Here is a 21,060-nt window from a genome sequence, read left to right as displayed (position 1 = left end):
GCTAGATAGTCTCACGTGCAACTATTTTGGACCGGAGCCGGCCGGCCGTCAACTGGAATTCGGAGCGCCCCTTGGCAAGGACATCCAGCGACACCGCATTGAAGACGCGCGAGGCCGATGAAGCCTCTCTACGGCCAAAGGCACGGCTCGACCTGTTCAAGTTCGTGCCGTTCCGTCTCAACCGGCTCGCAGCAGAAGTCAGTTCCGCGCTCTCGGTCGAATATCAGGAACGGCATGGTCTCGATATTCCAGCCTGGCGCGTAATCGCAACGCTCGGGTTCCGCAACGACGCCTGCAGCGCGCAGTACATCGCGCAATGCACCCGCACGCACAAATCCACCATCAGCCGCGCGGTGACAATGTTGCTCCACGAGGATCTGATCGAGCGGGTCGAGAACGAAGCCGACCGCCGCGAATTCCGCCTGCAACTGACGACGAAGGGCCGCGCGCTCTACGAAGAGCTATTCCCGCAATTGCTGCGGCGGGAGGACGAGATCCTCGCCTGCCTCTCCGCGCAGGAGCGCAAGCAGCTCTCGATGCTGCTCGGCAAGATCGAGGAGAGCCTCGACCTGATCCAGACCAGCAAGGAAGCGGACGCCAAGCAGGCGTATTAGGGCGCAGGCTGGTCGTCGATGGCTTGATCGGAGTCTCGCGCCTGGGCGCGACTGTCTTCCGGAGTCGTCGAGACATTCGTGGCGCCGGCTTCCTCCTCCGCTGATGGCGACGGTGATTGGGACTGATCTTCGGCTCGGTTACCCCTGAAACGGCGATGCAGTTTCTCACCCTGATCGAAAATGATGTTGAGCAGCCATCCTGCGATTGGTCGCGCGATGGCACGAAACGGCCTGGCGATGATGAAACCGCCTTTGACATTCTCGATCGGGAACGCCAATGCGTTGACCAGGGTATCGGCGGTAACATACCGATAATTTTCCGCCAGATGTTCGGTGTTCATCAGCATCTGGATGGCAGGCCTGTCGTTCTGACCTTCGACCAGGATCATCGCGGAAAATTTATCGTCCGAGCCGGTTAGCGCATTGGCCTCAGCCGTTGGGACAGGATGCAAGCGCACCACGCCGGCTTCGGTTTGCTGGCGGTAGTGCACGGCCAGCGTAAGCTCGCCCATCTGCACCGCGGCGAGCAGCGTATTGAGATAATCGGCGTTAAGCTCCGGCTTCTCGAAACTGACGCCCGGGACCATTTCGATGATATCGAGAATGCGGCCCAGATCAGCGGCGGCTGCAGCACGGTTGGCAAGACTCGCGGCCAGGTCGGCAATTGCCCCGGAAACTTTCGAGAAACGCTCGCTGACGCCCTTCATGGCGTCAGCGGCAAGGTCTTTGAGTTTTGAAAGCACGCCCAACACCTCAGTGAATGTCAGGCACAACCTAGGAATGACGTATGAATACGTCAATCAGCGTGCGCGCATCGCCCGCGCGTGACGACATCGTCACGTCGCAAACGACCGCGACGGCGGCAGATGCAGCGCCCAGGCGTCGACCTTGTCGCTGGCGCGCGGATAGATTTCGGTCACGATCGGATCGTGGCCGGGAATGAATCGATCCGGATGGCCGGCAAGGCGCTCGATCGTCTCCCAGCCCTGCGCCATGTCGCCGACATTGTAGACAATCGGGAACGGGCTCTTGCGCTGCAGATTGGCGTAGTAATGCGCGGCATCGGATGCCAGCACCACCGGTCCGCGCGCGGTCTCGACCTTGACCACCTGCAGGCCGTCAGAATGGCCGCCGACACGGTGCACGGTGACGCCGGGCGCGACCTCGCCGTCGCCGGAATGGAAGGTGACGCGCTCGCCATAGACATGGCGCACCATCTGCGTGACGTGCTCGACCGTGAACGGATGACGCAACAGGCCGTTGCACATGCAGCGGCCGGTCGCATAGGCCATCTCGCGCTCCTGCAGATGGAAGCGCGCATTCGGGAAGCGATCGAGATTGCCGGCGTGGTCGTAATGCAGATGCGTCACGATGATATCGCGGATCTTCGACGCCGCGACGCCGAAGCGCTCCAGCGCATCCACCGGATTGAGCGTCAGCTTGCGCGCCCGCGCGCTCGCCTCCTCGGCATTGAAGCCGGTGTCGACCAGGATGTCGCGGCCGCCCCCGCGGATCAGCCAGACGAAATAGTCGAGATCCTGCGCCGCGCTGTCATGCGGATCGGGCGCCAGGAAGTTCATGCTGGGGGTGCGAGGCGACATCGTCGCATAGCGCAGGGCGTAGATCTCGTAGGCGTTTCCCATGTTTCTTGACTTTGCTTTTCTGAGTGGACGTTCCGGGACGAGCCTGCGCACCAAGCCATCATCGGCAGCAAAGGTCAAACACCGCGCAGTGCGACGGAGGCGGCCCTTCAATGTGAGACCCATCACATTTTGATCGCCGTGGTCGCCCTAACATGTTGCCGATAGGATCGAGCCGGATCGCGTCGAGCACAACCATGCCCCCCCGTTTATTCCCCTTGCGGCGCGCCGAGGCGTTGCGGTCAATCGTCGCGATAACGCCGAATCTCCAAGCGGTTGACGCCCCCCGCCCTCGGTTTGATAATGAGGTAAGCGTAAGTTAAGGTCGCCGCGGCGCAAGCTGGAACGGCGCCTTTTTGGCTGGACCGCGCTGATTATGAAAATTCGCTTCTTTTTTCTTCTGCCCTTGCTCATCTCGCTCGTCCCGACAGCGCCATCACTGGCGGCCGGTGACCGCTTTGCGCTGGTGATCGGCAATGCAAAATATCCCGATGCGGATGCCCCGCTGAAGGAACCGATCAATGACGCGCGCGACGTCGCCGACGAGCTGAAGCGCGACGGCTTTGCGGTCGAGATCGGCGAGAATCTGACCGGCGACGGCATGCGCCGCGCCTTCGACAAGCTCTACGGCAAGATCAAGCCCGGATCAGTGGCGCTGGTGTTCTTCAGCGGCTTCGGCATCCAGTCGGCGCGCCAGAGCTACATGCTGCCGATCGATGCGCAGATCTGGACGGAATCCGACGTCCGCCGCGACGGTTTCAGCCTCGAGACCGTGCTCGGCGAGCTCAACACCCGCGGCGCCGGCGTCAAGATCGCGCTGATCGATGCCAGCAGGCGCAATCCGTTCGAGCGCCGGTTCCGCAGCTTCTCGGCCGGCCTGACCCCGGTCATCGCGCCGAACGGCACGCTGGTGATGTATTCGGCGGCGCTGGCCTCGGTGGTCTCCGACGCCGGCGGCGACCACAGCCTGTTCGTCCAGGAGCTTCTGAAGGAAATCCGCGTCCCCGATCTGATGGCCGAGGAGACGCTGAACCGGACCAAGATGGGCGTCACCCGCGCCTCGCGCGGCGAGCAGGTGCCGTGGATATCCTCTTCACTGGCCGAAGATTTCTCGTTCAGCCCGGGCGCCGTCGGATCGCGTCCGGCACCAGCCACGCCGCCTGCGCCACCCGCACCGCCGCCGGTCGTTGCCAACAACCCGCCGCCGGCCCCGCCCGCGCCGCCGACACCGCCTCCGCCGCCGAAGCCGGCCGACACTGCTGCGGCCCCGGCGCCTGCACCTGCTCCACCGCCTGCGCCCGCACCGGCCCCCACGCCGAAACCGCAGGTCGAGGCAGCCCTGCCTCCGCCTCCGCCACCCCTGCCGGTAAAACCGATCGAGACCGCTCCGGCGCCGAGCCCGGACAGCGGGCCGAGTGCCGCGGCCCTGGCTGACGACCCGACGATCAAGAGCCTGACCTCCAAGATTGCGGCCAATCCGGACGACGTGAACGCGCTGTACCGGCGCGGCCAGGTCTATGCCAGCAAGGGCGCCTACAACCTCGCCATCAAGGATTTCGACGACACGCTCCGGATCAATTCGAAGGATGTCGAGGCGCTGAACAACCGCTGCTGGACCCGCACCGTGGTCGGCGACCTCCAGGGCGCGCTGAAGGATTGCAACGAGGCGCTGCGGCTGCGGCCGAACTTCGTCGATGCGCTGGACAGCCGCGGCCTCGTCAACCTCAAATCGGGCGCGGTCAAGAATGCCATCGCCGATTTCGACGCTGCCCTGAAGATCAACCCGCGCCTGACCTCCTCGCTCTACGGACGCGGCCTCGCCAAGCAGCGCAACGGCTCCGCCCAGGAAGGGGCGCTCGATATCGCCAATGCCAAGGCGATGGATCCGAACATCGTTCAGGAATTCGCAAGCTACGGAGTACGCTAGTATTTTTTTCGATTGAGGCAGGCGCCGCCTCGAACCTTGACGGCTCAGGAAAGACTAACAAACGGATGCCGCAGGCGGCCTTCTCCGGAAGGCCCATTGCAGGAATTTTCGAACCGCGCGAGCTGGCTGCGCAGGAGGGACTGGCTATGAAATCGGCTGCAAAGGGACTTACCGCGATCCTGTCCATCGTTACGCTGAGCGTTGCTCTTGGCGCCGCCCTGTCGCTGCCGACCTCGCCCGCATTCGCCGGCGATGACGGCAACAGCAAGAACGTCACCGAGGATGAGATCGTTCGAGCCCTGGCGCCGGCGCCGAAGAAGCCCCTGACCCGCGGCCTCTCGATCGCCCCGCAGGCCGATCCCGCGCCCAACGCGGCGGAGACCAAGCTGATCCAGTCGGTGCGCGGCCGCTCGACGCGTTCGCTGTCGTCGACCGAGCGCGAGGAAATCGCGTCAGTCGCCAAGGACAAGCCGAACATCGATCTCGAAATCACCTTCGACTACAACTCGGCCAACATCAGCGCCAAATCGATGCCCTCCGTGCAGGCGCTCGGCCGTGCGCTGACCAGTCCCGACCTCAAGGGCTCGACCTTCGTGGTCGCCGGCCACACCGACGCCGCCGGCGGCGAGGCCTACAATCAGGATCTGTCGGAGCGCCGCGCGGATTCGATCAAGCGTTACCTCGTCGAAAAGTACAGCATCGCGGCGACCGACCTCGTCACCGTCGGCTACGGCAAGAGCAAGCTGAAGGACCCGAGCCAGCCGATGGCGGAGGCCAACCGCCGCGTGCAGGTCGTCAATATGGAAAACAAGACCACCGCATCGAAGTAAGCACGACGCAATCCCTTGGAATGACCAGTCGTGATGTGGTGTAAAGTCTCGCTTGCAAAGCGCGTCCCGCAGCCTTGCGGGACGCCGCTTTGTTTCAGGGAAACGCTTTTCATGGGCCGCGCGCGGATGGCCGTGAGCCAGGCCAGGATGATCCGGCGATGAATCTCTCCGAATATCTCAAGCCTGCCGGAACCGTGGTGTTCGTCGTCGCGCTCGGCGTCGGCTATTACCTGTTCGAGCATCGCAAGCGCCCCGAGCCGAAGGAGACGCAAAGCGAGGCGCTCGTCATCGTGACGAAGTCGACCAACGCCTGCTTCTCCGACCTCGTGCGCGTCACCGGCTTCTTCGTGCCACGCCGCGAGGCCGTGGTCATCGCCGACCAGGAAGGCTCCAAGGTCACCGATCTCCTGGTCACCGAAGGCGCCGTCGTTGCCGACAATCAGGAGCTGGCGCGCCTGACCGCGCCGCCGCAGATCCCGGGCCAGCCGCAACGCCCCGGTCCGCAAGGCCCGATCTCGCTGAAGGCACCTGCGCCGGGCCTCGTCACTGAAGTCCGTACCATCGTCGGCGCGCCGGCATCCCCGCAGGCCGGCCCGATGTTCCGCATCGCCGTCAACAACGAGATCGAGCTCGATGCCCAGGTGCCGGCGGTGCACATGCCCAAGCTCAGCGCCGGCGCCACCGTGCGCATCAGCCGCGACGACGCGCCCGACCTGATCGGCCGTGTCAGGCTGGTTGCGCCCGAGATCGACCGCGCCACGCAGCTCGGCCGCGTCCGCATCAGCGTCACCAACAATCCGTCGCTCAAGGTGGGCGTGTTCGCCCGCGCCTCGATCGACGCCAAGCGAAGCTGCGGCGTCTCGATCCCCAAGACCGCGATCGACCATCTCACCATTCAGGTCGTCAAGGGCAACACGATCGAGACGCGCAAGGTGCGGGTCGGACTGTCGTCCGACAGCGCCACGGAAATCCTGGAAGGTCTCGACGTCGGCGAAATCGTCGTGGCCGACGCCGGCTCTTCACTCCATGACGGCGACCAGATCAAGACCATGTTCGCCGATGAACTCGATCGCACGCGGGTACGCTGATGGCTCTCAATATCTCGGCTTGGTCGATCCGCAATCCGCTGCCGTCGGTCGTCTTCTCGATCATCCTCCTGGTTCTCGGCTGGGTCTCCTTCACCAAGCTCGCGGTGACGCGGCTGCCGTCGGCCGACATTCCCGTAATCTCGGTCGTGGTCTCGCAATTCGGTGCGGCGCCCGCCGAACTCGAATCGCAGGTCACCAAGACGGTCGAAGACGCGGTTTCCGGCGTCGAGGGCGTGCGGCACATCACCTCACAGATCACCGACGGCGTGTCGGTGACCACGATCCAGTTCGCGCTGGAGACCAACACCGACCGCGCCCTCAACGACGTCAAGGACGCGGTGACGCGCGTGCGCTCCAACCTGCCGCAGAACGTCACCGAGCCGCTGATCCAGCGCGTCGACGTGATCGGCCTGCCGATCGTCACCTATGCCGCGATCTCGCCCGGCAAGACGCCGGAGCAGCTCTCCTACTTCGTCGACGACGTGGTCAAGCGCGCCCTGCAAGGCGTGCGCGGCGTCGCCCAGGTCGAGCGCATCGGCGGTGTCGAGCGCGAGATCCTGGTCTCGCTCGATCCCGATCGGCTGCAGGCGATGGGCCTGACTGCCGTCAATGTCAGCCAGAGCCTGCGCGGCACCAATGTCGACGTCGCTGGCGGCCGCGCCGAGATCGGCAAGAACGATCAGGCGATCCGCACGCTCGCCGGCGCCAAGACGCTGGGCGACCTCGCCGGCACCATGATCCCGCTGTTCGGCGGCGGTGAGGTCCGGCTCGACGATCTCGGCACCGTCACCGACACCATCGCCGACCGCCGCACCTTCGCCCGCTTCAACGGCGAGCCCATCGTCGCGCTCGGCATCAAGCGCTCCAAGGGCGCCAGCGACGTGAAGGTGGCCGAGGCCGTGCAGAAGCGGGTCGACGCGCTCAAGGCCGCCTATCCCGACGTCGACCTCAAGGTGATCGACACCTCGGTCGAATACACCAACGGCAATTACCACGCGGCGATCTCGACCCTGTTCGAAGGCGCCATCCTCGCCGTCGTCATCGTGCTCTTGTTCCTGCGAGACCTGCGCGCCACCATCATCGCCGCGATCTCGCTGCCGCTGTCGATCTTCCCGGCGTTCTGGGCGATGGACCTGCTCGGCTTCTCGCTGAACCTCGTCAGCTTCCTCGCGATCACGCTGTCGACAGGCATCCTGGTCGACGACGCCATCGTCGAGATCGAGAACATCGTCCGGCACATGAACATGGGCAAATCGCCCTATCGTGCCGCGCTCGAGGCCGCCGACGAGATCGGCCTCGCGGTGATCGCGATCTCGCTGACCATCATCGCGATCTTCGCTCCCGCGAGCTTCATGTCGGGCATTGCCGGACAGTTCTTCAAGCAGTTCGGCATCACCGTCTCGGTGCAGGTGTTCTTCTCGCTGCTCGCGGCGCGCTTCGTCACGCCGGTGCTGGCCGCCTACTTCCTCAAGCACGGCAATCACGAGGAGCCGCCGCCCGGGCGCATCTTGCGGTCCTATCACCGCATCGTGGCCTGGTCGGTGAGACACTATTTCATCACGGTGCTGATCGGCTTCGGCGTGTTCGCGGCCTCGATCTGGAGCATCACGCTGCTGCCGCAGGGCTTCCTACCGGCGCAGGACAGCGCGCGCTCGCTGCTGGCGCTCGAGCTGCCGCCGGGCACGCAGCTCGCCTATACCGAAAAGGTCACCGAGGACATCGTCGCGCGCTTGCGCAAGCGGTCCGAGGTGAAGAGCATCTTCGTCGACGGCGGGCGCGTCCCGCCCGGCACCCAGGAAGTCCGGCGCGCCTCGCTGATCATCAATTACACGCCCAAGGATGCCCGCGACATCACCCAGCGCGAGCTCGAATTCTCGATCAGCCAGGAATTGGAGAACATCCCCGACATCCGCTTCTGGTTCCTCGACGAGAACGGCCTGCGCGCCATCTCGCTGGTGGTGACCGGCGTCGACGCCAACATCGTCAACAATTTCGCGAGCGAGCTCGCGACGCAGATGAAGCGGATTCCCACGATCTCCAACGTGATCTCGGAGACCACGCTGGAACGGCCCGAGCTGCGCGTCGAACCGCGCGCCGATCTCGCCGCGCGGCTCGGCGTCTCGACCGAAAGCCTGTCGCAGACCATCCGCGTCGCCACCATCGGCGACGTCGGGCCGGCGCTCGCCAAGTTCGACGTCGGCGACCGACTGGTGCCGATCCGCGTGCAGCTCGAGGATGCCGCGCGCGGCAATCTGAAGACGCTGGAGCAGCTGCGCGTGCCGCTCGGCGAGCACGGCGAAAAGGGCGGCGTGCCGCTCTCGGTCATCGCCGACGTCAAGCTCGACCAGGGTCCGACCAGCATCAACCGCTACGACCGCGAGCGGCAGGCGACCGTGGCCGCCGACCTCGTCGGCTCCGCCGCGCTCGGCGACGCCACCAAGAAGATCTACGACCTGCCGGTGATGAAGAGCCGGCCGAAGGGCGTGAAGGTCTCGCCCTCCGGCGACGCCGAAAGCCTGAACGAGCTGTCCGATGGCTTTGCCACCGCGATCACCGCTGGTCTGATGATGGTCTACGCGGTGCTGGTGCTGCTGTTCGGCACCTTCCTGCAGCCGATCACCATCCTGTTCTCGCTGCCCCTCTCGATCGGCGGCGCGATCGCGGCCCTGCTCCTCACCGGCAAGCAGCTCACCACGCCGGTGTGGATCGGCATCTTGATGCTAATGGGCATCGTCACCAAGAACGCGATCATGCTGGTGGAATTTGCGATCGAGGCCATCCACGCCGGCAAGCCGCGCGACGAAGCCATGATCGACGCCGGCATGAAGCGCGCCCGCCCGATCGTGATGACCACGATCGCCATGGCCGCGGGCATGATGCCGAGCGCGCTCGCGGTCGGCGCCGGCGGCGAATTCCGCTCGCCGATGGCGCTCGCGGTGATCGGCGGCCTGATCTTCTCGACCATCCTGTCGCTGGTGTTCGTGCCCGCGATGTTCATGGTGATGGACGATCTCGGCGCCCTGATCTGGCGCTTCGCCAAGCGGCTGATCGTGCACAGCGAGGATGCGGAGACGGGTGGTCATCACGACGCCGCACCGGCCGAAGCGGGGCCGGCGCCAAGGAATATCGTGCATCCTGCGGCGGAGTAGGACTGAGGCCTACTCGTTCCGCGCGATCGCCGTCAGCTTGGTCATGTTCCTGAGCAGGATGCGGCCGCGCTGCAGATCGAGGATCGCTTCCTTGCGCCAGGCCTGGAGCTGGCGGTTGACGCTCTCGCGGGCGGCGCCGACGAAGATGCCGAGCTGTTCCTGCGAGATGTGGACCTCGGAGCCGAAATCGGCAGCGAGCGCGCAGAGCCGCCGCGCGAGGCGCACCGGCAGCGGCTGCAGCATGGATTCCTCCATGCGCTCGCTCTGCCAGCGGATGCGCTGGCACAGCAGGGCGATGATCTTGATCGCGACCTTCGGCTCGCGTTCGAGGAAGCTGAGAAAGTCTTCGCGCCGCAGCACGAACAATTCGCTGGCCTCGCCCGCGGTCGCATCCGCGGTGCGGTTCTGGCCGTCCAGCACCGCGACTTCGCCGAACAGGTCGCCCGGTCCCATGAAATTCAGCGTCAGCCGGCTGCCGTCGGACGCGCCGGTCTCGATGCGGACCTGGCCGCGGCGCACGCCGAACAGCGCGTCTCCGGGATCGCCCTTCTGGAACAGCACCTCGCCATTCCCCAGATGCTGGGTGTGGCAGAGATTGGACAGCCGCTGGAGCTCGTCCGTACCGAGATCCGCGAACATTGCGTTCATCTTCAGAATGACCGCAAATTCGGCCTGCTTGCTCATTTCAATGTCCTTGTGAACGTCCTGGTCAGTCTTGTTGGGAAATCGCTTGAAACCATCATCGTCACGATCGCGTAAAACCGCGCCGGGGAAGTGTGTCATAAGTCACATAACTTTGCAGCACCCCCTGACTATTTTTACGCGCTTGGAGCCCCTTCCCGTCCGGGGATAAACTCAAGGCGTGAGGGATGGTGCAAAGGACGGTATTCTGCGGGATTCGACGCCGATTGTCCGTCGTTGGAAAGTCGACATGAGAGCAGTGAAATTCGCCGGCGCGGCTTTGGCCGTTGTCATCATCTTGATCGCCGTCGTTCTGTCGGTCGGGATCCCATCGGGCTTCCTGAGCTCGACGATCGCCTCGCGTGTCGAGAGTGCGACCGGCTATCGCCTGGCGATCGACGGCACCACGAAGATCAGCCTGTGGCCGACGCTCAATGTCACCCTCAACGATCTCACGCTGTCGGACCCGAAGGACCGCAGCGGCATCACGCGCCTGACGATCGACAGCGTGCAGGCCGACATGTCGCTTTCCAGCGTGTGGTCGGGCCGCCCAAAGGTCAGTGAGCTCGTCGTCACCCATCCCGTGCTCTACCAGCCGCTGCTGCGTGAACGCCTGCCGAATGCGAGCACCTCGTCGAAGCCGCCCATCGCGCTGGACGCCGATGTCGCAACCATCGACCGCGTCAGGATCAACGACGGCGAAGTCGCATTCTCCCGCCTGCGCGATCGGGTCGAGGGCCGCATCAGCGCCATCAACGCCGACGCGGTCGTCGGCCGCGACCGCAAGGTCAATGTCACCGGCACCGCGCGTGTCGGCGACCACCCGACCAAGTTCGACATCAAGGCGGCCACGCCGGCTGCGCCAGGCGACCGGCCGACGATCCCGGTGGATTTCGCCATCGACATGCCCGATGTGCTGAAGTCGCAGCTCACCGGTCATGCCGAGATGCGGCTGAGCGGCGACGTCGTGATGATCAACGGCGTGAACGGCCGGCTCGGCGACGGCGCGTTCAACGGCTGGGCTTCGGTCGACATTGCGAGCAAGCCTCTGGTCAAGCTCGACCTCGACTTCCAGCGGCTGGCTGTACCGCTGGCGAAAACGCCGGCGGGCGTCGCCGGGCAACCCTGGAGCGATGCGGCGATCGACGTGTCCGGGCTCAATTACGTCGATGCGCAAATCAGGATCTCGGCGAACGAGGCCGTGATCGGCGACGCCCGCATCGCGCCGCTGGCGCTCGATGCCAAGCTCGCGGGCGGCGTGCTGAAGGCCGGCACGGCCAATCTCGGCGCCTATGGCGGCCAGGTCTCCGGCGAGGTGATCCTGGACGCGACCACGGGCGCGCCGAGCTTTGCCATGCACTCCGACCTCGTCGGCGTGCGGGCGCTGCCGCTGCTGCAGGGGCTCGCCGAATTCGACCGCATCGACGGCAAGCTGCAGGCCAAGCTCGCGCTGCGCAGCGCCGGCACCAGCCAGCGCGCGCTGATGGCGAACATGCAGGGCACCGCGTTCGTCAATTTCCAGGACGGTGCCATCCGCGGCATCAATGTCGCCCAGATGATCCGCTCGCTGACATCGGGCACGCTGTCCGGCTGGCAGGACAACCAGAGCCCCAGCCAGGAGCAAAGCACCGACCTGTCGCAGCTCTCGGCCTCGTTCCGCATCGACAAGGGGCAGGCGGTGACGACCGATCTCAATCTGATCGGGCCGCTGGTGCGCGTCACCGGCGCCGGCACCATCGCGCTCGACACCAAGATGATGGGTTTTCGCGTCGAGCCCAAGCTGGTGATGACCACCGAAGGCCAGGGCCGCACCAACGAGCCGGTCGGCTTCGGTATTCCCGTGATGATCCAGGGCTCCTGGTCGCAGCCGAAGATCTACCCCGATATGGCCGGCATGCTGGACAATCCGGATGCCGCCTATGCCAAGCTGCGCGAGATGGGCAAGGGCCTGTTCGGCCCCGACGGTGCCGGGCTCGGCAACATTCTGGGAAGTTTGGGTCTCGGCGGCACCGCCGCGCCGGGCGGCGGCAATGCGGCCGGCAACGCCAATCCGCAGGCCCAGCAGCCGGGGCAGAACAATCTGCTCGGCGGCCCCTTGGGCGAGGCGCTCGGCAATTTGATTCAGCAGGGCCTGTCCAATGGCGCCGCAAGCAGCACCGGCGCCGCGCCAGGCAGCGGCCGCAGCCGCAGCCTGCCGGCAACCCCCTCCACGCCGGCACCCCAGGCTTCGCCCGCGGCCCCGTCCCTGGACGACCCGCCGGTCGCGCAGCAGGACAGTCAGCCAATGAACGACGTGCTGCGGCAACTTTTCAACCGGTAATGGGCGGACGGGCGGACTGAACTCCACGGCAATCCCCTTACATCAGCTTCCCCGCCCGCGGCTTCCTCCGAACGGATGAGGCGGCGGCAATTCACGCCCCTTCCACCCGCCCAGGCATCCAAGCGTCCACAGGGGGTAAACCACGCCGGCCGGTCCTTCGGCCGCGCGGCGGTCCCTTGGCCCGAATTGTGATAGAAGGACCCCGCAGCGCCGGCGTCGATGGCGGCGCGAGAGGATCGGGATGGCAGGAGCGAACGACAAGACACGGTTTCTGCGCGAGGGCCTGTTCGCCAAATACGTCGTCTCCCTCGTCGGCCTCGTCGTGTTCGTCCTCGCCGTCAACGGCGCGATGGAGACCTGGATCTCCTACCGCGCCACAAGGACCCAGCTGACCGACGGCCTGGAAGACAAGGCGCAGGCCGCCGCCCGGCGGATCGAGCAGTCGATCTCCGAGCTCGACCGCCAGATCAGCTGGGTGACGCGGGCAAGCCAGGACACGCTCGAGAAGCGCCGCGCCGACTATGCCTCGCTGCTGCACCAGGTCTCCGTCGTCAACCAGCTGTTCCAGCTCAACGGCGAGGGCCGCGAGGTGCTGCGCGTCTCGCGCCAGTCGACCACGACCGGCAGCAATGCCGACCTCTCCCGCGACGCACGTTTCACCGAGACCGTCGCCCGCGGCGTCAGCTACGCGCCGGCCTGGTTCGCCGACCGGACGCCGCTGATGTCGATCTCGGTGGCGCATTCCGGCTTCAATGCCGGCGTCACCGTGGCCGAGATCGATCTCAGCTTTCTCTCCGACTTCCTGTCCGACGCCCAGGTCGGCAAGGCCGCCTTCGCGTATGTGGTCGATCCGCGCGGCCGCGTGCTGGCGACCTCGTCGAAAGGGCCTGAGGTCGGCAAGGATCTGTCGAAGCTGCCGCAGGTCGCGGCCGCGATCGCGCCTGGCCGCGAGCCCGACACATCGGGCACCGACTTCAACGGCCAGTCGGTGATGAGCGCCGCCAGCACCGTGCCGAAGCTCGGCTGGAGCGTGCTGTTCGAGCAGCCGACCACGCAGGCCCTGATGCCGATCCGCGACCAGCTGGTGCGCATCGCGCTGCTGATCGGGATGGGCCTGATGGTCGCGATCCTCGCCGGCACGCTGCTCGCCCGCCGCATGATCATCCCGATCACGGCGCTGCGCGACGGCGCGCACAGGCTCGGCGAAGGCGATTTCAGCCATCGCATCGACGTCCACACTTCGGACGAGCTGGAGGACCTCGCCAGCCAGTTCAACCGCATGGCCGGCCAGATCCAGGAGACCTATTCCAACCTGGAGAGCAAGGTCGAGGAGCGCACGCGCGACCTGGCGCAGTCGATCAACGAGCTGAAGGTGCTGGAAGAGGTCGGCCGCGCCGTCGCCTCCTCGCTCGATCTCAACGCCGTGCTGCCGACCATCGCCGCGCGCGCGATCGAGATCACCCATGCCGATGCGGTGCTGATCTACGGCTTCGATGCCGAACGGCGCCGCTTCGACCTGGTCGAGGCCGGCGGCATCGACAGATCCGCCGACGGCGCCCATGTCACCATCGACGAGGGCGAGAACATCCTGAGCGATGCCGCCCGCAGCGGCGAGCCGATCGCACTTGCCGATCTCGATCAGGCCGCCGAGCAGCCGCTGCGCGAGGTCGCCATCGCCGCCGGCTTCCATTCGGTGCTGGTGGTGCCGCTGATCGACCAGCAAGGCACGCTCGGCGCGCTGGTGGTGCTGCGCCGCGCCGGCGGCGAGTTCGCGCCCAGCATCATCGGCCTGATGCGCACCTTCGCCAACCAGGCCGTGCTGGCGATGCGCAATGCGCGCCTGTTCACCGAGGTCGACGCCAAGGGCCGCGAGCTGGAGGCGGCGAACGAGACCGTGCGCGCCCAGGCCGACAAGCTGCGGATGCAGACCGAGCAGCTCAAGGACTGGAACAAGTCGCTGGAGGAGCGGGTCAAGACCCAGCTCGGCGAGATCGAGCGCATCCGCAAGCTCGAGCGTTTCCTGGCGCCGCAGGTGGCGCAGCTGATCGCCTCTTCCGACAGCCCGGAAGGGCTGCTCACCAGCCAGCGCCGCGAGGTCACCGTGGTGTTCTGCGATCTGCGCGGCTTCACCGCGTTCACGGAAGCGACCGAGCCGGAAGAGGCGATGAACGTGCTGCGCGAATATCACGCAGCCCTCGGCGAGCTGATCTTCAAATACGAGGGCACGCTCGACAAATATGCCGGCGACGGCGTGATGATCCTGTTCAACGCGCCGATCCAGTTCGAGGACCACACAAGACGCGCCGTGAAGATGGCGGTGGAGATGCGCGAGACCATCGGCCCGCTGACCGAGCGCTGGCGCAACCGCGGCCACAGCCTCGGCTTCGGCATCGGCATCGCGCTCGGCTATGCCACGCTCGGCCAGGTCGGCTTCGAGCAGCGGCTGGAATATGCCGCGATCGGCAGCGTCACCAACCTCGCCTCGCGCCTGTGCGGCGAGGCCAAGCCCAACCAGATCGTGGTGAGCCGCCGCGTCTACGGCATGGTCGAGCCCTGGGTCGAAGCCCGCGCCCTCGACGATCTCCAGCTCAAGGGTTTTAATCACCCCGTGCTGGCGATGGAGATTTTGAGCTGGCGCGAGGAGGTCGAGAACGTGGTGGATGCGTCGGTGGTGCGGCGAAGGGGCTAGCGTCCGCGACGGTGCCGTAGCCCGGATGGAGCCGAACGAAATCCGGGTTCGTGCCACAAGCGATCGCGGCCCCGGATTGCGCTCCGCTCCATCCGGGCTACCGGCCCTTGTATCCCTTACAAACAGCCTGTCGCGATCCCGCGGCACATGGCGCCCGGGTTTTGCTTGGGTTTCGGCACCCTTCGAAGTGGAAGGGCGCAGGGAAGACCGGGCACCGGCTGGCACCCGCAAGACCCCTGTGCATGAGTGCGTGATAGTCGCTCACAGGGGAGAAACAGGTGCGACCGGATGCCCGGCCTTCCCTGCGCGATGGTTGAAACGGCTTATGTCGCGCTCTCGCCGGTGAGACGATTCTCTGTTGCCACCGTCGCCTTGCGGCTTTCATCGGATGCGATGTCCGGTCGGACACGCGCACCGCCGCAAGACTTGACGCCAGAAATTCGGGCGTCGCGACCACACGATTTTGCCGTACGCAAGCCACGCCGTCGTACACGCGCCCGCTGATCGCTCACAGGGGACTACCCCGCCCTGCGACAGCATCTGGCGCCAACGCTGCCCGCGTCCACCGCCCCTCACCCCACGAACCCTGACGATCGCGATCCGTCCCTTACCATGGGATGAGTTGGAGCGGATCATAGGGTGTGTCGCGGTTCGGGTAAAGAGAATTTTTGATTATTCGAAGAGATGACAAGCGAACGGCAGGAGGAAACTTGCAAGAACCTCTTGTTTCCGGCCCAAGGGCGGACATTCTGCGCAAATGTAGAAAACAACCCCATGCGCAGTAGACCGGGCCAGCGAGATCAATGGGTTACGAGAGGCGCTTGGGAACCACAGGTCAACGTGGCAGGTTTTCGCGCCGACTGTCACCCTGGTCCTTGGTCTGCGCAGTGGTCGCACTTCCACCGGCAGCAACGATTTCGTCACCCTCCTCGAGCGCGAGACGATCGATCAGGTCCTGGGGAAGAACCACAGCCAGGTCGTCATCCCATTTGGAAACCTTCATCGCAGCCTCCGCTGGGAGCAATCCTATGGTCGGGGTGCGTGCTGCTTCTCTGCGTCGAGGCGCTCGATGTCTTCCTTGAGGAGGGTGTTCACAAGGTGGCTCAGCGAGGTGCCTTGGGTCTCGGCGAGGTCCGAGAGATAGGTCAGAACCTCGGGTTCCAGGTGGACCGGCGGCACGAGGTGAGCGTCTTTGCGGAAAAACTTGCCGCGCGCTGCGGTCGAGAAATCGTATTCGTCCTTCATCGGATCACCGATCAACCTTCATAAGACCTGATCTCGCGGCTGCTCGGGTAGCGCGCCGAGATGATGCGGATCGCAGCCCGGTCCGCTGCGAGGTCGACATAGGTATGAACGACCAGCAGCAAGGTACCAGCTGCGTTCCGGCCCATGGTAACCCATCGCTCCTCCCCTTCGCCAGACTCATTGTCGAGTAGCGACAGGGCCAGAGGATCGCTGAAAACGCCCATCGCCGCCTCGAAGGCGACCCCATGCTTGCGCCGATTGCTTTCCGCCTTGGTCGGGTCCCAATCGAACTCGAACTGCATGGTCAGGGCTGCCCGGAGAAGACGCGGTGCTGTAGGGGCCGCGAAGAGAAATCAATCATTGCTTCCTCGCAGAGCGTAGCAATAAGCCTTTCCGTAAGAAATTCCCAGCAGTCTCGTCAGATAGAGCGGTTGTGGCCGAGGCCGAACAACTCGTCTTTGCCAAGCTTCGCCCTATGTTCTTACGTTCCGCCGTTCGCCGGAACGACAGGGGAGAGTGAGGGACGGCGTCGCCAACAATCTCCTTCTCCCCCGAACCCCATCCCTCCTCCCCGCGACTAACCCACGCCTCAACGGCGAGGCAATTTCTATGGGAGACGGCCCGTGGCGTTTGCCTTGCCTTCGCGTGCTTATGATCTGCAGATGCTGGACCGTCCCGTCGACCGTGCGCGCGACCAGGGCTGGGTGTTCGGGCTGCCGCCGGGCATTAGAAGCGAGCAATGGCCGCTCGATCCCGTCACCGGCTTTCCGCTGATGCACGGTTTTACGCTGCTGCTGCCGGAGGATTATCGCGTGCATGGCGAGGACATCGTCGCGTTGTCGTTCTTTGCCACCGCGCCCGATCACAATGACGGCGGCGCGCCCGATGATCCCGAAGTCCGCGAGGCCGTGCTGGCGATCCCGGCGCATCCGCGCCTGTCGCGCATGACCGACATTCTCGACTACGAATATGCCGCGCTGCTGCTGACGCGGGCCGAATACGACGGCCCGTTCGCGACACCGCCGGCGCCGCTTGCGCTGGCGAGCGCCGATCGGCCGCGCTGGCTCGATGTCGGCGGCGCCAGCGCCTTCTTCGAGGCCGCCGCGCCTTACGCCAGGAAGATGTTTGCCGCTCCGCCGCGCGCCGATCTCAGCGAGACCCGCGCGATTGGCATGACGGCGCGCGCTGATGATCCCAATGCCGGCAAGGGTCCGCAGGACGAGCACGGCCGCGGAAATCCGCCGACCGGCTATCAGCCGTATTACTATTACGTCGGCGGCAAACCGGGCCGCGACAATTTCCGCCTGCACGACTGGGCCAAGGACCACGCTCCCAACCATCTCGGCGGCACCATGCGGCCGTGCCAGGCGGTGCCGGAGATGAGCCCGTTCTACGTCGAGTTCGAGGAATATTTCGGCGGCTACAATTTCGGCGGCGGCAACGCGCAGCTCGACTTCAAGGCAATGAAGTTCGACTGGGCGTGCGGGTGATCGCGGCGAGCGTGCGGCCTGCGCCGAGGCTCAACCTGAACTCTAAAAAATCGAAAATCGATTTTCTGTTGACCACACGGCGCCGCCTTGCGATCATCGGCCAATGGGTCCGCTTCAGTTCGACATGTCCGGGAGCCCCGGCGACGGTCCGCGCAGCCTGACCTCGGCGCTGCATGAGCGGCTGCGCGCCGATATCCTGGCGACGCGGCTGCTGCCGGGCCAGAAGCTGCATATCGCGGGCCTCGCCAAGCAGTTCTCGGTCAGCCTTGCCGCGGTGCGCGAGGCGCTGTCGCGGCTCGTCGCCGACGGCCTGGTGCAGGCCTCGGACCAGCGCGGTTTTCGCGTCAGCCCGGTGTCGCTCGCCGATCTCGCCGACGTCACCCAGACCCGGATCGACATCGAGGGGCTGGCGTTGCGCCGTTCGATCGAGCGGGGCGATGACACCTGGCTCGCCGCGGTGAAGGCGAGCTGGACCGATCTGAAAGCCGTCCCCTATCGCTACCCCGACGATCCCACCGTGCATTACGAGGAATGGGTGATCCGTCACCGCATCTTCCACCGCGCGCTGGTCAACGCCTGTGGCTCGCCCTGGCTGCTCGGCTTCCGCGACGTGCTGCACGAGCAGAGCGAGAGATATCGGCGCCTGTCGATCCGCCGCGAGGTCGGCGGCAAGCCGCGCGACGTCGAGGCCGAGCATGCGGCGATCGTCGCGGCCGTGACGAAGCGCGACGCCGATGCGGCAGTTCGCGCCTTGTCAAAGCACTTCGGCACCACCAAGGCGTTCGTCGAGCTCGCCGCCTCGCGCATTGCGGAGGTGAGCCGCACGACCTGACGATCCCCAATTCGGCCTACAAAAAAAGACAAACCGGGAGGAAACAATGAAGATCAATCGCCGTCACGCGTGCCTGTCGCTCGTCGCCGCCGCAATCCTGGCCGGCCCCGCGAGCGCCGCCGAGACCATCCGCGTCGGCCTGCCCACCAAGACATACTGGCCGACGACGATCGCCGAGACGGCCGTGCGGCAGAAACTGTTCGAGAAGGAAGGCATTCAGGCCGAGCTGACCATCTACCGCAGCGGTGCCGAGACCTTCGAGGGCATGGCCGCGGGCGCGGCCGACATCATCCTCGATCCGCCGTCGCTGGTCTCGGCCGGGCGCAAGAAGGGCGTGATGTCGCGCATCGTCGCCAACGCCGCGATGGGCAATTTCGGCTGGCAGCTGATGGTGCCGGCCAAATCGACGCTCGACGTCAAGGACCTCAACGGCAAGAAGGTGGCGATCACCGCGGCGGGCTCAGGCTCGGACCTGCTGGCGCTGTGGACCATCCAGGACAAGAAGATCGATTTCACGCGCGTGCCCGTCGGCGGCGGCGGCCTGGTGCCCAATCTCCTGGCGGGTAACGTCGAGGCCGCCGTGGTCTATTCGCCGCTGAGCTTCCAGATCTCCAAATCCGGCGAAGCCAAGACCATCCTCGACTATTCGACGGCGGTGCCGCCGAACCTCACCGCGGGCTGGATCGTGCTCGACAAGCTCGCGGAGGCGAAGCCCCAGCTGGTGCAGAAGGCCGTGAACGCGCTCTATGGCGCGGTCGCGTTCATGCGCGCCAACCGCGACGTCACCGTCAAGCTGATCGCCGAGCTCTACGAAATGCCGCCGGAGATCGCCGGCCTCGAATACGACAACACCATCATGAAGCTCGAGACCAGCGGCGACATGGGCGCGGCGAACGTGAATGCCGCCGTACAGCTCTCGCTCGATCTCGCCAAGCTCGGCGGGCTCAAGGACATCGTGCCGGCCGAGGACGTGATCTCGACCAAGTTCAAGCCGGTCCCGACCAAGTAACTGCGATGCAGGGCACGCTCGCCATCAACCTCGCGCGGATCGCGATCATCGTCGCGATCCTGGCGCTGTGGGAGGTGCTGTCACGCACCGGCATCGTCAATCCGCGCCTGTTGCCGTCGGCATCCGACACGTTCGCGACGCTTGGTGACCTCCTGCGGCGCGCGGCGGTGCAGAAGGACCTGATGGTCACCGCGACCGAGGTGCTGACGGCGTTCGCGCTGGCGGTACCCTTCGGCGCGCTGATCGGCTTCCTGGTCGCGGAGAACCGCTACTTCGCCGACGTCGCCAAGCCGCTGCTGTTCTTCGCCTTCAGCATCCCGAAATCGATCTTCCTGCCGATGTTCATCCTGGTGTTCGGCGTCGGCTTCGCCCAGAAGGTCGGCTTCGGCTTCTTCTCCACCATCTTCATCGTGATCATGTCGACCACGACGGCGGTGGAGTCGGTCAAGGTCGAGCATCTCACGGTGGCGCGCTCCTATGGCGCCACGCCATGGCAGACCGCGTTCCGGGTCTATCTGCCGAGCATGCTGCCGGTGCTGCTGGAGGCGTTGCGGATCTCCATGATCTTCAACCTCACCGGCGTGATCCTCGCCGAGATGTACGCCTCGCGCGACGGCATCGGCCACCAGATCGCGACCTGGGGCGAGAATTTCCAGATGAAGCAGCTTCTCGCCGGCGTCGTGATGGTCGCCGCGATCGCCATGACCTTCAACGAACTTGTCAGATGGGTGGAAACGCGATGCAGCCATTGGCGAACGTGACCCCGTTGAAACCCGCCGCGCGCGCCGGCGCGATCGAGGTGAAGAATGTCGGCCAGGTGTTCAAGACCCGGTCGCAGGACGTCGTCGCGCTGGAGGACGTCTCGCTCGAGGTCAAGCCCGGCCGCTTCGTCGTGCTGGTCGGCCCCAGCGGCTGCGGCAAGTCGACGCTCCTGATGATGATGGCGGGCCTGCGCCAGCAGACCGCGGGCACCATCACCATCAGCGGTGCGCCGATCCTGCAGCCCGATCCTGACAGAGTCGGCGTGGTGTTCCAGGAGGCGAGCCTGTTTCCCTGGCTGACCGCCGAGGACAATGTGGAGTTTCCGCTGGCGCTGCGCGGCGTGCCGAAGGCCGAGCGCCGCGCCAAGGCGCAGGATGCGCTGAAGCTGGTCGGGCTCGACGGCTTCGGCAGGCGCCATCCGCACGAACTCTCGGGCGGCATGAAGCAGCGCGTCTCGATCGCGCGCGGGCTGGTGCAGGATCCGCCGGTGCTGTTGATGGACGAGCCGTTCGCGGCGCTCGACGAGCAGACGCGCATGACCATGGGCGACGAGCTGCTGCGGATCTGGGCGGCGACCGGCAAGACCGTCGTCTTCGTCACGCACAGCCTCACCGAAGCGGTCTATCTCGCCGACGAGGTGATCGTGATGTCGGCGCGGCCCGGCCGCATCGTCGACCACCTTCAGGTCCAGCTGCCGCGGCCCCGCACCTACGAGATGCTCAGCGGCGATGCGTTCGGCAGCCTGCGCGACCGCATCTGGCGGCACATCCGCAAATCGGCGTGA

Annotated in this window: 18 protein-coding genes; 12 read left to right on the top strand and 6 right to left on the bottom strand. The window is 65.5% G+C overall.

Annotation, left to right across the window (positions count from 1 at the left end; translation table 11 throughout):
- Window positions 1-71: 71 nt before the first annotated feature.
- Window positions 72-614 (top strand): MarR family winged helix-turn-helix transcriptional regulator, encoded by a 543-nt coding sequence (locus TSA1_RS37515; RefSeq protein WP_100180715.1) that lies wholly within the window; start codon window positions 72-74, stop codon window positions 612-614.
- On the opposite strand, the gene TSA1_RS37510 is transcribed toward TSA1_RS37515, so the two are convergent.
- Together TSA1_RS37510 and TSA1_RS37505 are read right to left on the bottom strand one after the other, a co-directional pair.
- Window positions 611-1,357 (bottom strand): hypothetical protein, encoded by a 747-nt coding sequence (locus TSA1_RS37510; RefSeq protein WP_142250013.1) that lies wholly within the window; start codon window positions 1,355-1,357, stop codon window positions 611-613. The genes TSA1_RS37515 and TSA1_RS37510 overlap by 4 nt on opposite strands.
- Window positions 1,358-1,450: 93 nt before the next feature.
- A complete protein-coding gene (locus TSA1_RS37505) occupies window positions 1,451-2,257 on the bottom strand; it encodes an N-acyl homoserine lactonase family protein (protein WP_100180713.1) in 807 nt (268 codons plus the stop codon).
- Between the two features lie 373 nt (window positions 2,258-2,630).
- Between TSA1_RS37505 and TSA1_RS37500 the strand changes: the two genes are divergently transcribed.
- The 4 genes from TSA1_RS37500 to TSA1_RS37485 all read left to right on the top strand — a co-directional run bounded on the left by TSA1_RS37500 (window position 2,631) and on the right by TSA1_RS37485 (window position 9,248).
- Entirely contained in the window at window positions 2,631-4,181 is a 1,551-nt protein-coding gene (locus TSA1_RS37500; protein WP_100180712.1) for a caspase family protein, read from the top strand.
- Window positions 4,182-4,327: 146 nt separating this feature from the next.
- Window positions 4,328-5,011, top strand: coding sequence for an OmpA family protein (locus tag TSA1_RS37495; protein ID WP_174719252.1), 684 nt, complete (start codon window positions 4,328-4,330; stop codon window positions 5,009-5,011).
- 158 nt (window positions 5,012-5,169) lie between these two features.
- Window positions 5,170-6,099 carry an efflux RND transporter periplasmic adaptor subunit gene (locus TSA1_RS37490; protein ID WP_100180710.1) on the top strand — a complete coding sequence of 310 codons (930 nt, stop codon included), beginning with the start codon at window positions 5,170-5,172 and terminating at the stop codon, window positions 6,097-6,099.
- Window positions 6,099-9,248 (top strand): efflux RND transporter permease subunit, encoded by a 3,150-nt coding sequence (locus TSA1_RS37485; RefSeq protein WP_100180709.1) that lies wholly within the window; start codon window positions 6,099-6,101, stop codon window positions 9,246-9,248. Before TSA1_RS37490 ends, TSA1_RS37485 begins: the two co-directional genes overlap by 1 nt.
- Before the next feature lie 9 nt (window positions 9,249-9,257).
- On the opposite strand, the gene TSA1_RS37480 is transcribed toward TSA1_RS37485, so the two are convergent.
- Window positions 9,258-9,932, bottom strand: coding sequence for a Crp/Fnr family transcriptional regulator (locus tag TSA1_RS37480; RefSeq protein ID WP_100180708.1), 675 nt, complete (start codon window positions 9,930-9,932; stop codon window positions 9,258-9,260).
- Window positions 9,933-10,179: 247 nt separating this feature from the next.
- Here TSA1_RS37480 and TSA1_RS37475 point away from each other — a divergent pair, with 247 nt between their 5' ends.
- Together TSA1_RS37475 and TSA1_RS37470 are read left to right on the top strand one after the other, a co-directional pair.
- Window positions 10,180-12,249, top strand: coding sequence for an AsmA family protein (locus TSA1_RS37475; protein WP_100180707.1), 2,070 nt, complete (start codon window positions 10,180-10,182; stop codon window positions 12,247-12,249).
- Between the two features lie 241 nt (window positions 12,250-12,490).
- Window positions 12,491-14,938, top strand: coding sequence for an adenylate/guanylate cyclase domain-containing protein (locus TSA1_RS37470; RefSeq protein WP_100180706.1), 2,448 nt, complete (start codon window positions 12,491-12,493; stop codon window positions 14,936-14,938).
- 835 nt (window positions 14,939-15,773) lie between these two features.
- On the opposite strand, the gene TSA1_RS39180 is transcribed toward TSA1_RS37470, so the two are convergent.
- From TSA1_RS39180 to TSA1_RS37460, 3 genes are read right to left on the bottom strand one after another with little or no spacing between them, the layout of a single operon-like run.
- On the bottom strand, window positions 15,774-15,941 hold the full coding sequence (locus TSA1_RS39180) for an AbrB/MazE/SpoVT family DNA-binding domain-containing protein (RefSeq protein ID WP_145984427.1): 168 nt from the start codon (window positions 15,939-15,941) through the stop codon (window positions 15,774-15,776).
- Between the two features lie 23 nt (window positions 15,942-15,964).
- On the bottom strand, window positions 15,965-16,183 hold the full coding sequence (locus tag TSA1_RS37465; protein WP_100180705.1) for a hypothetical protein: 219 nt from the start codon (window positions 16,181-16,183) through the stop codon (window positions 15,965-15,967).
- Window positions 16,184-16,194: 11 nt separating this feature from the next.
- Window positions 16,195-16,485, bottom strand: a complete 291-nt coding sequence (locus TSA1_RS37460) for a BrnT family toxin (RefSeq protein ID WP_100180704.1) — start codon at window positions 16,483-16,485, stop codon at window positions 16,195-16,197.
- Window positions 16,486-16,806: 321 nt separating this feature from the next.
- On the opposite strand from TSA1_RS37460, the gene TSA1_RS37455 reads away from it, so the two are divergent.
- The 5 genes from TSA1_RS37455 (at window position 16,807) to TSA1_RS37435 (ending at window position 21,060) form a co-directional block, all read left to right on the top strand.
- Window positions 16,807-17,673: a hypothetical protein gene (locus TSA1_RS37455; protein WP_100180703.1), complete on the top strand. Its 867-nt coding sequence runs from the start codon at window positions 16,807-16,809 to the stop codon at window positions 17,671-17,673.
- Window positions 17,674-17,797: 124 nt separating this feature from the next.
- Window positions 17,798-18,505 (top strand): GntR family transcriptional regulator, encoded by a 708-nt coding sequence (locus TSA1_RS37450; protein WP_245448508.1) that lies wholly within the window; start codon window positions 17,798-17,800, stop codon window positions 18,503-18,505.
- Window positions 18,506-18,551: 46 nt separating this feature from the next.
- The gene (locus TSA1_RS37445; protein WP_100180701.1) at window positions 18,552-19,514 is read left to right on the top strand and encodes an ABC transporter substrate-binding protein; all 963 of its coding nucleotides are present in this window, start codon (window positions 18,552-18,554) and stop codon (window positions 19,512-19,514) included.
- A 5-nt stretch (window positions 19,515-19,519) separates the two neighbouring features.
- Window positions 19,520-20,275, top strand: a complete 756-nt coding sequence (locus TSA1_RS37440) for an ABC transporter permease (protein ID WP_100180700.1) — start codon at window positions 19,520-19,522, stop codon at window positions 20,273-20,275.
- Complete coding sequence (locus tag TSA1_RS37435; RefSeq protein ID WP_245448507.1) at window positions 20,254-21,060, top strand: ABC transporter ATP-binding protein; 807 nt, start codon at window positions 20,254-20,256, stop codon at window positions 21,058-21,060. The genes TSA1_RS37440 and TSA1_RS37435 overlap by 22 nt, the downstream gene beginning before the upstream one ends.

This window comes from Bradyrhizobium nitroreducens, from assembly GCF_002776695.1.
Taxonomy (GTDB): domain Bacteria; phylum Pseudomonadota; class Alphaproteobacteria; order Rhizobiales; family Xanthobacteraceae; genus Bradyrhizobium; species Bradyrhizobium nitroreducens.
The sequence above is the reverse complement of the archived record's forward strand: the minus strand, read 5'-3'. Positions and strand labels throughout refer to the sequence as shown.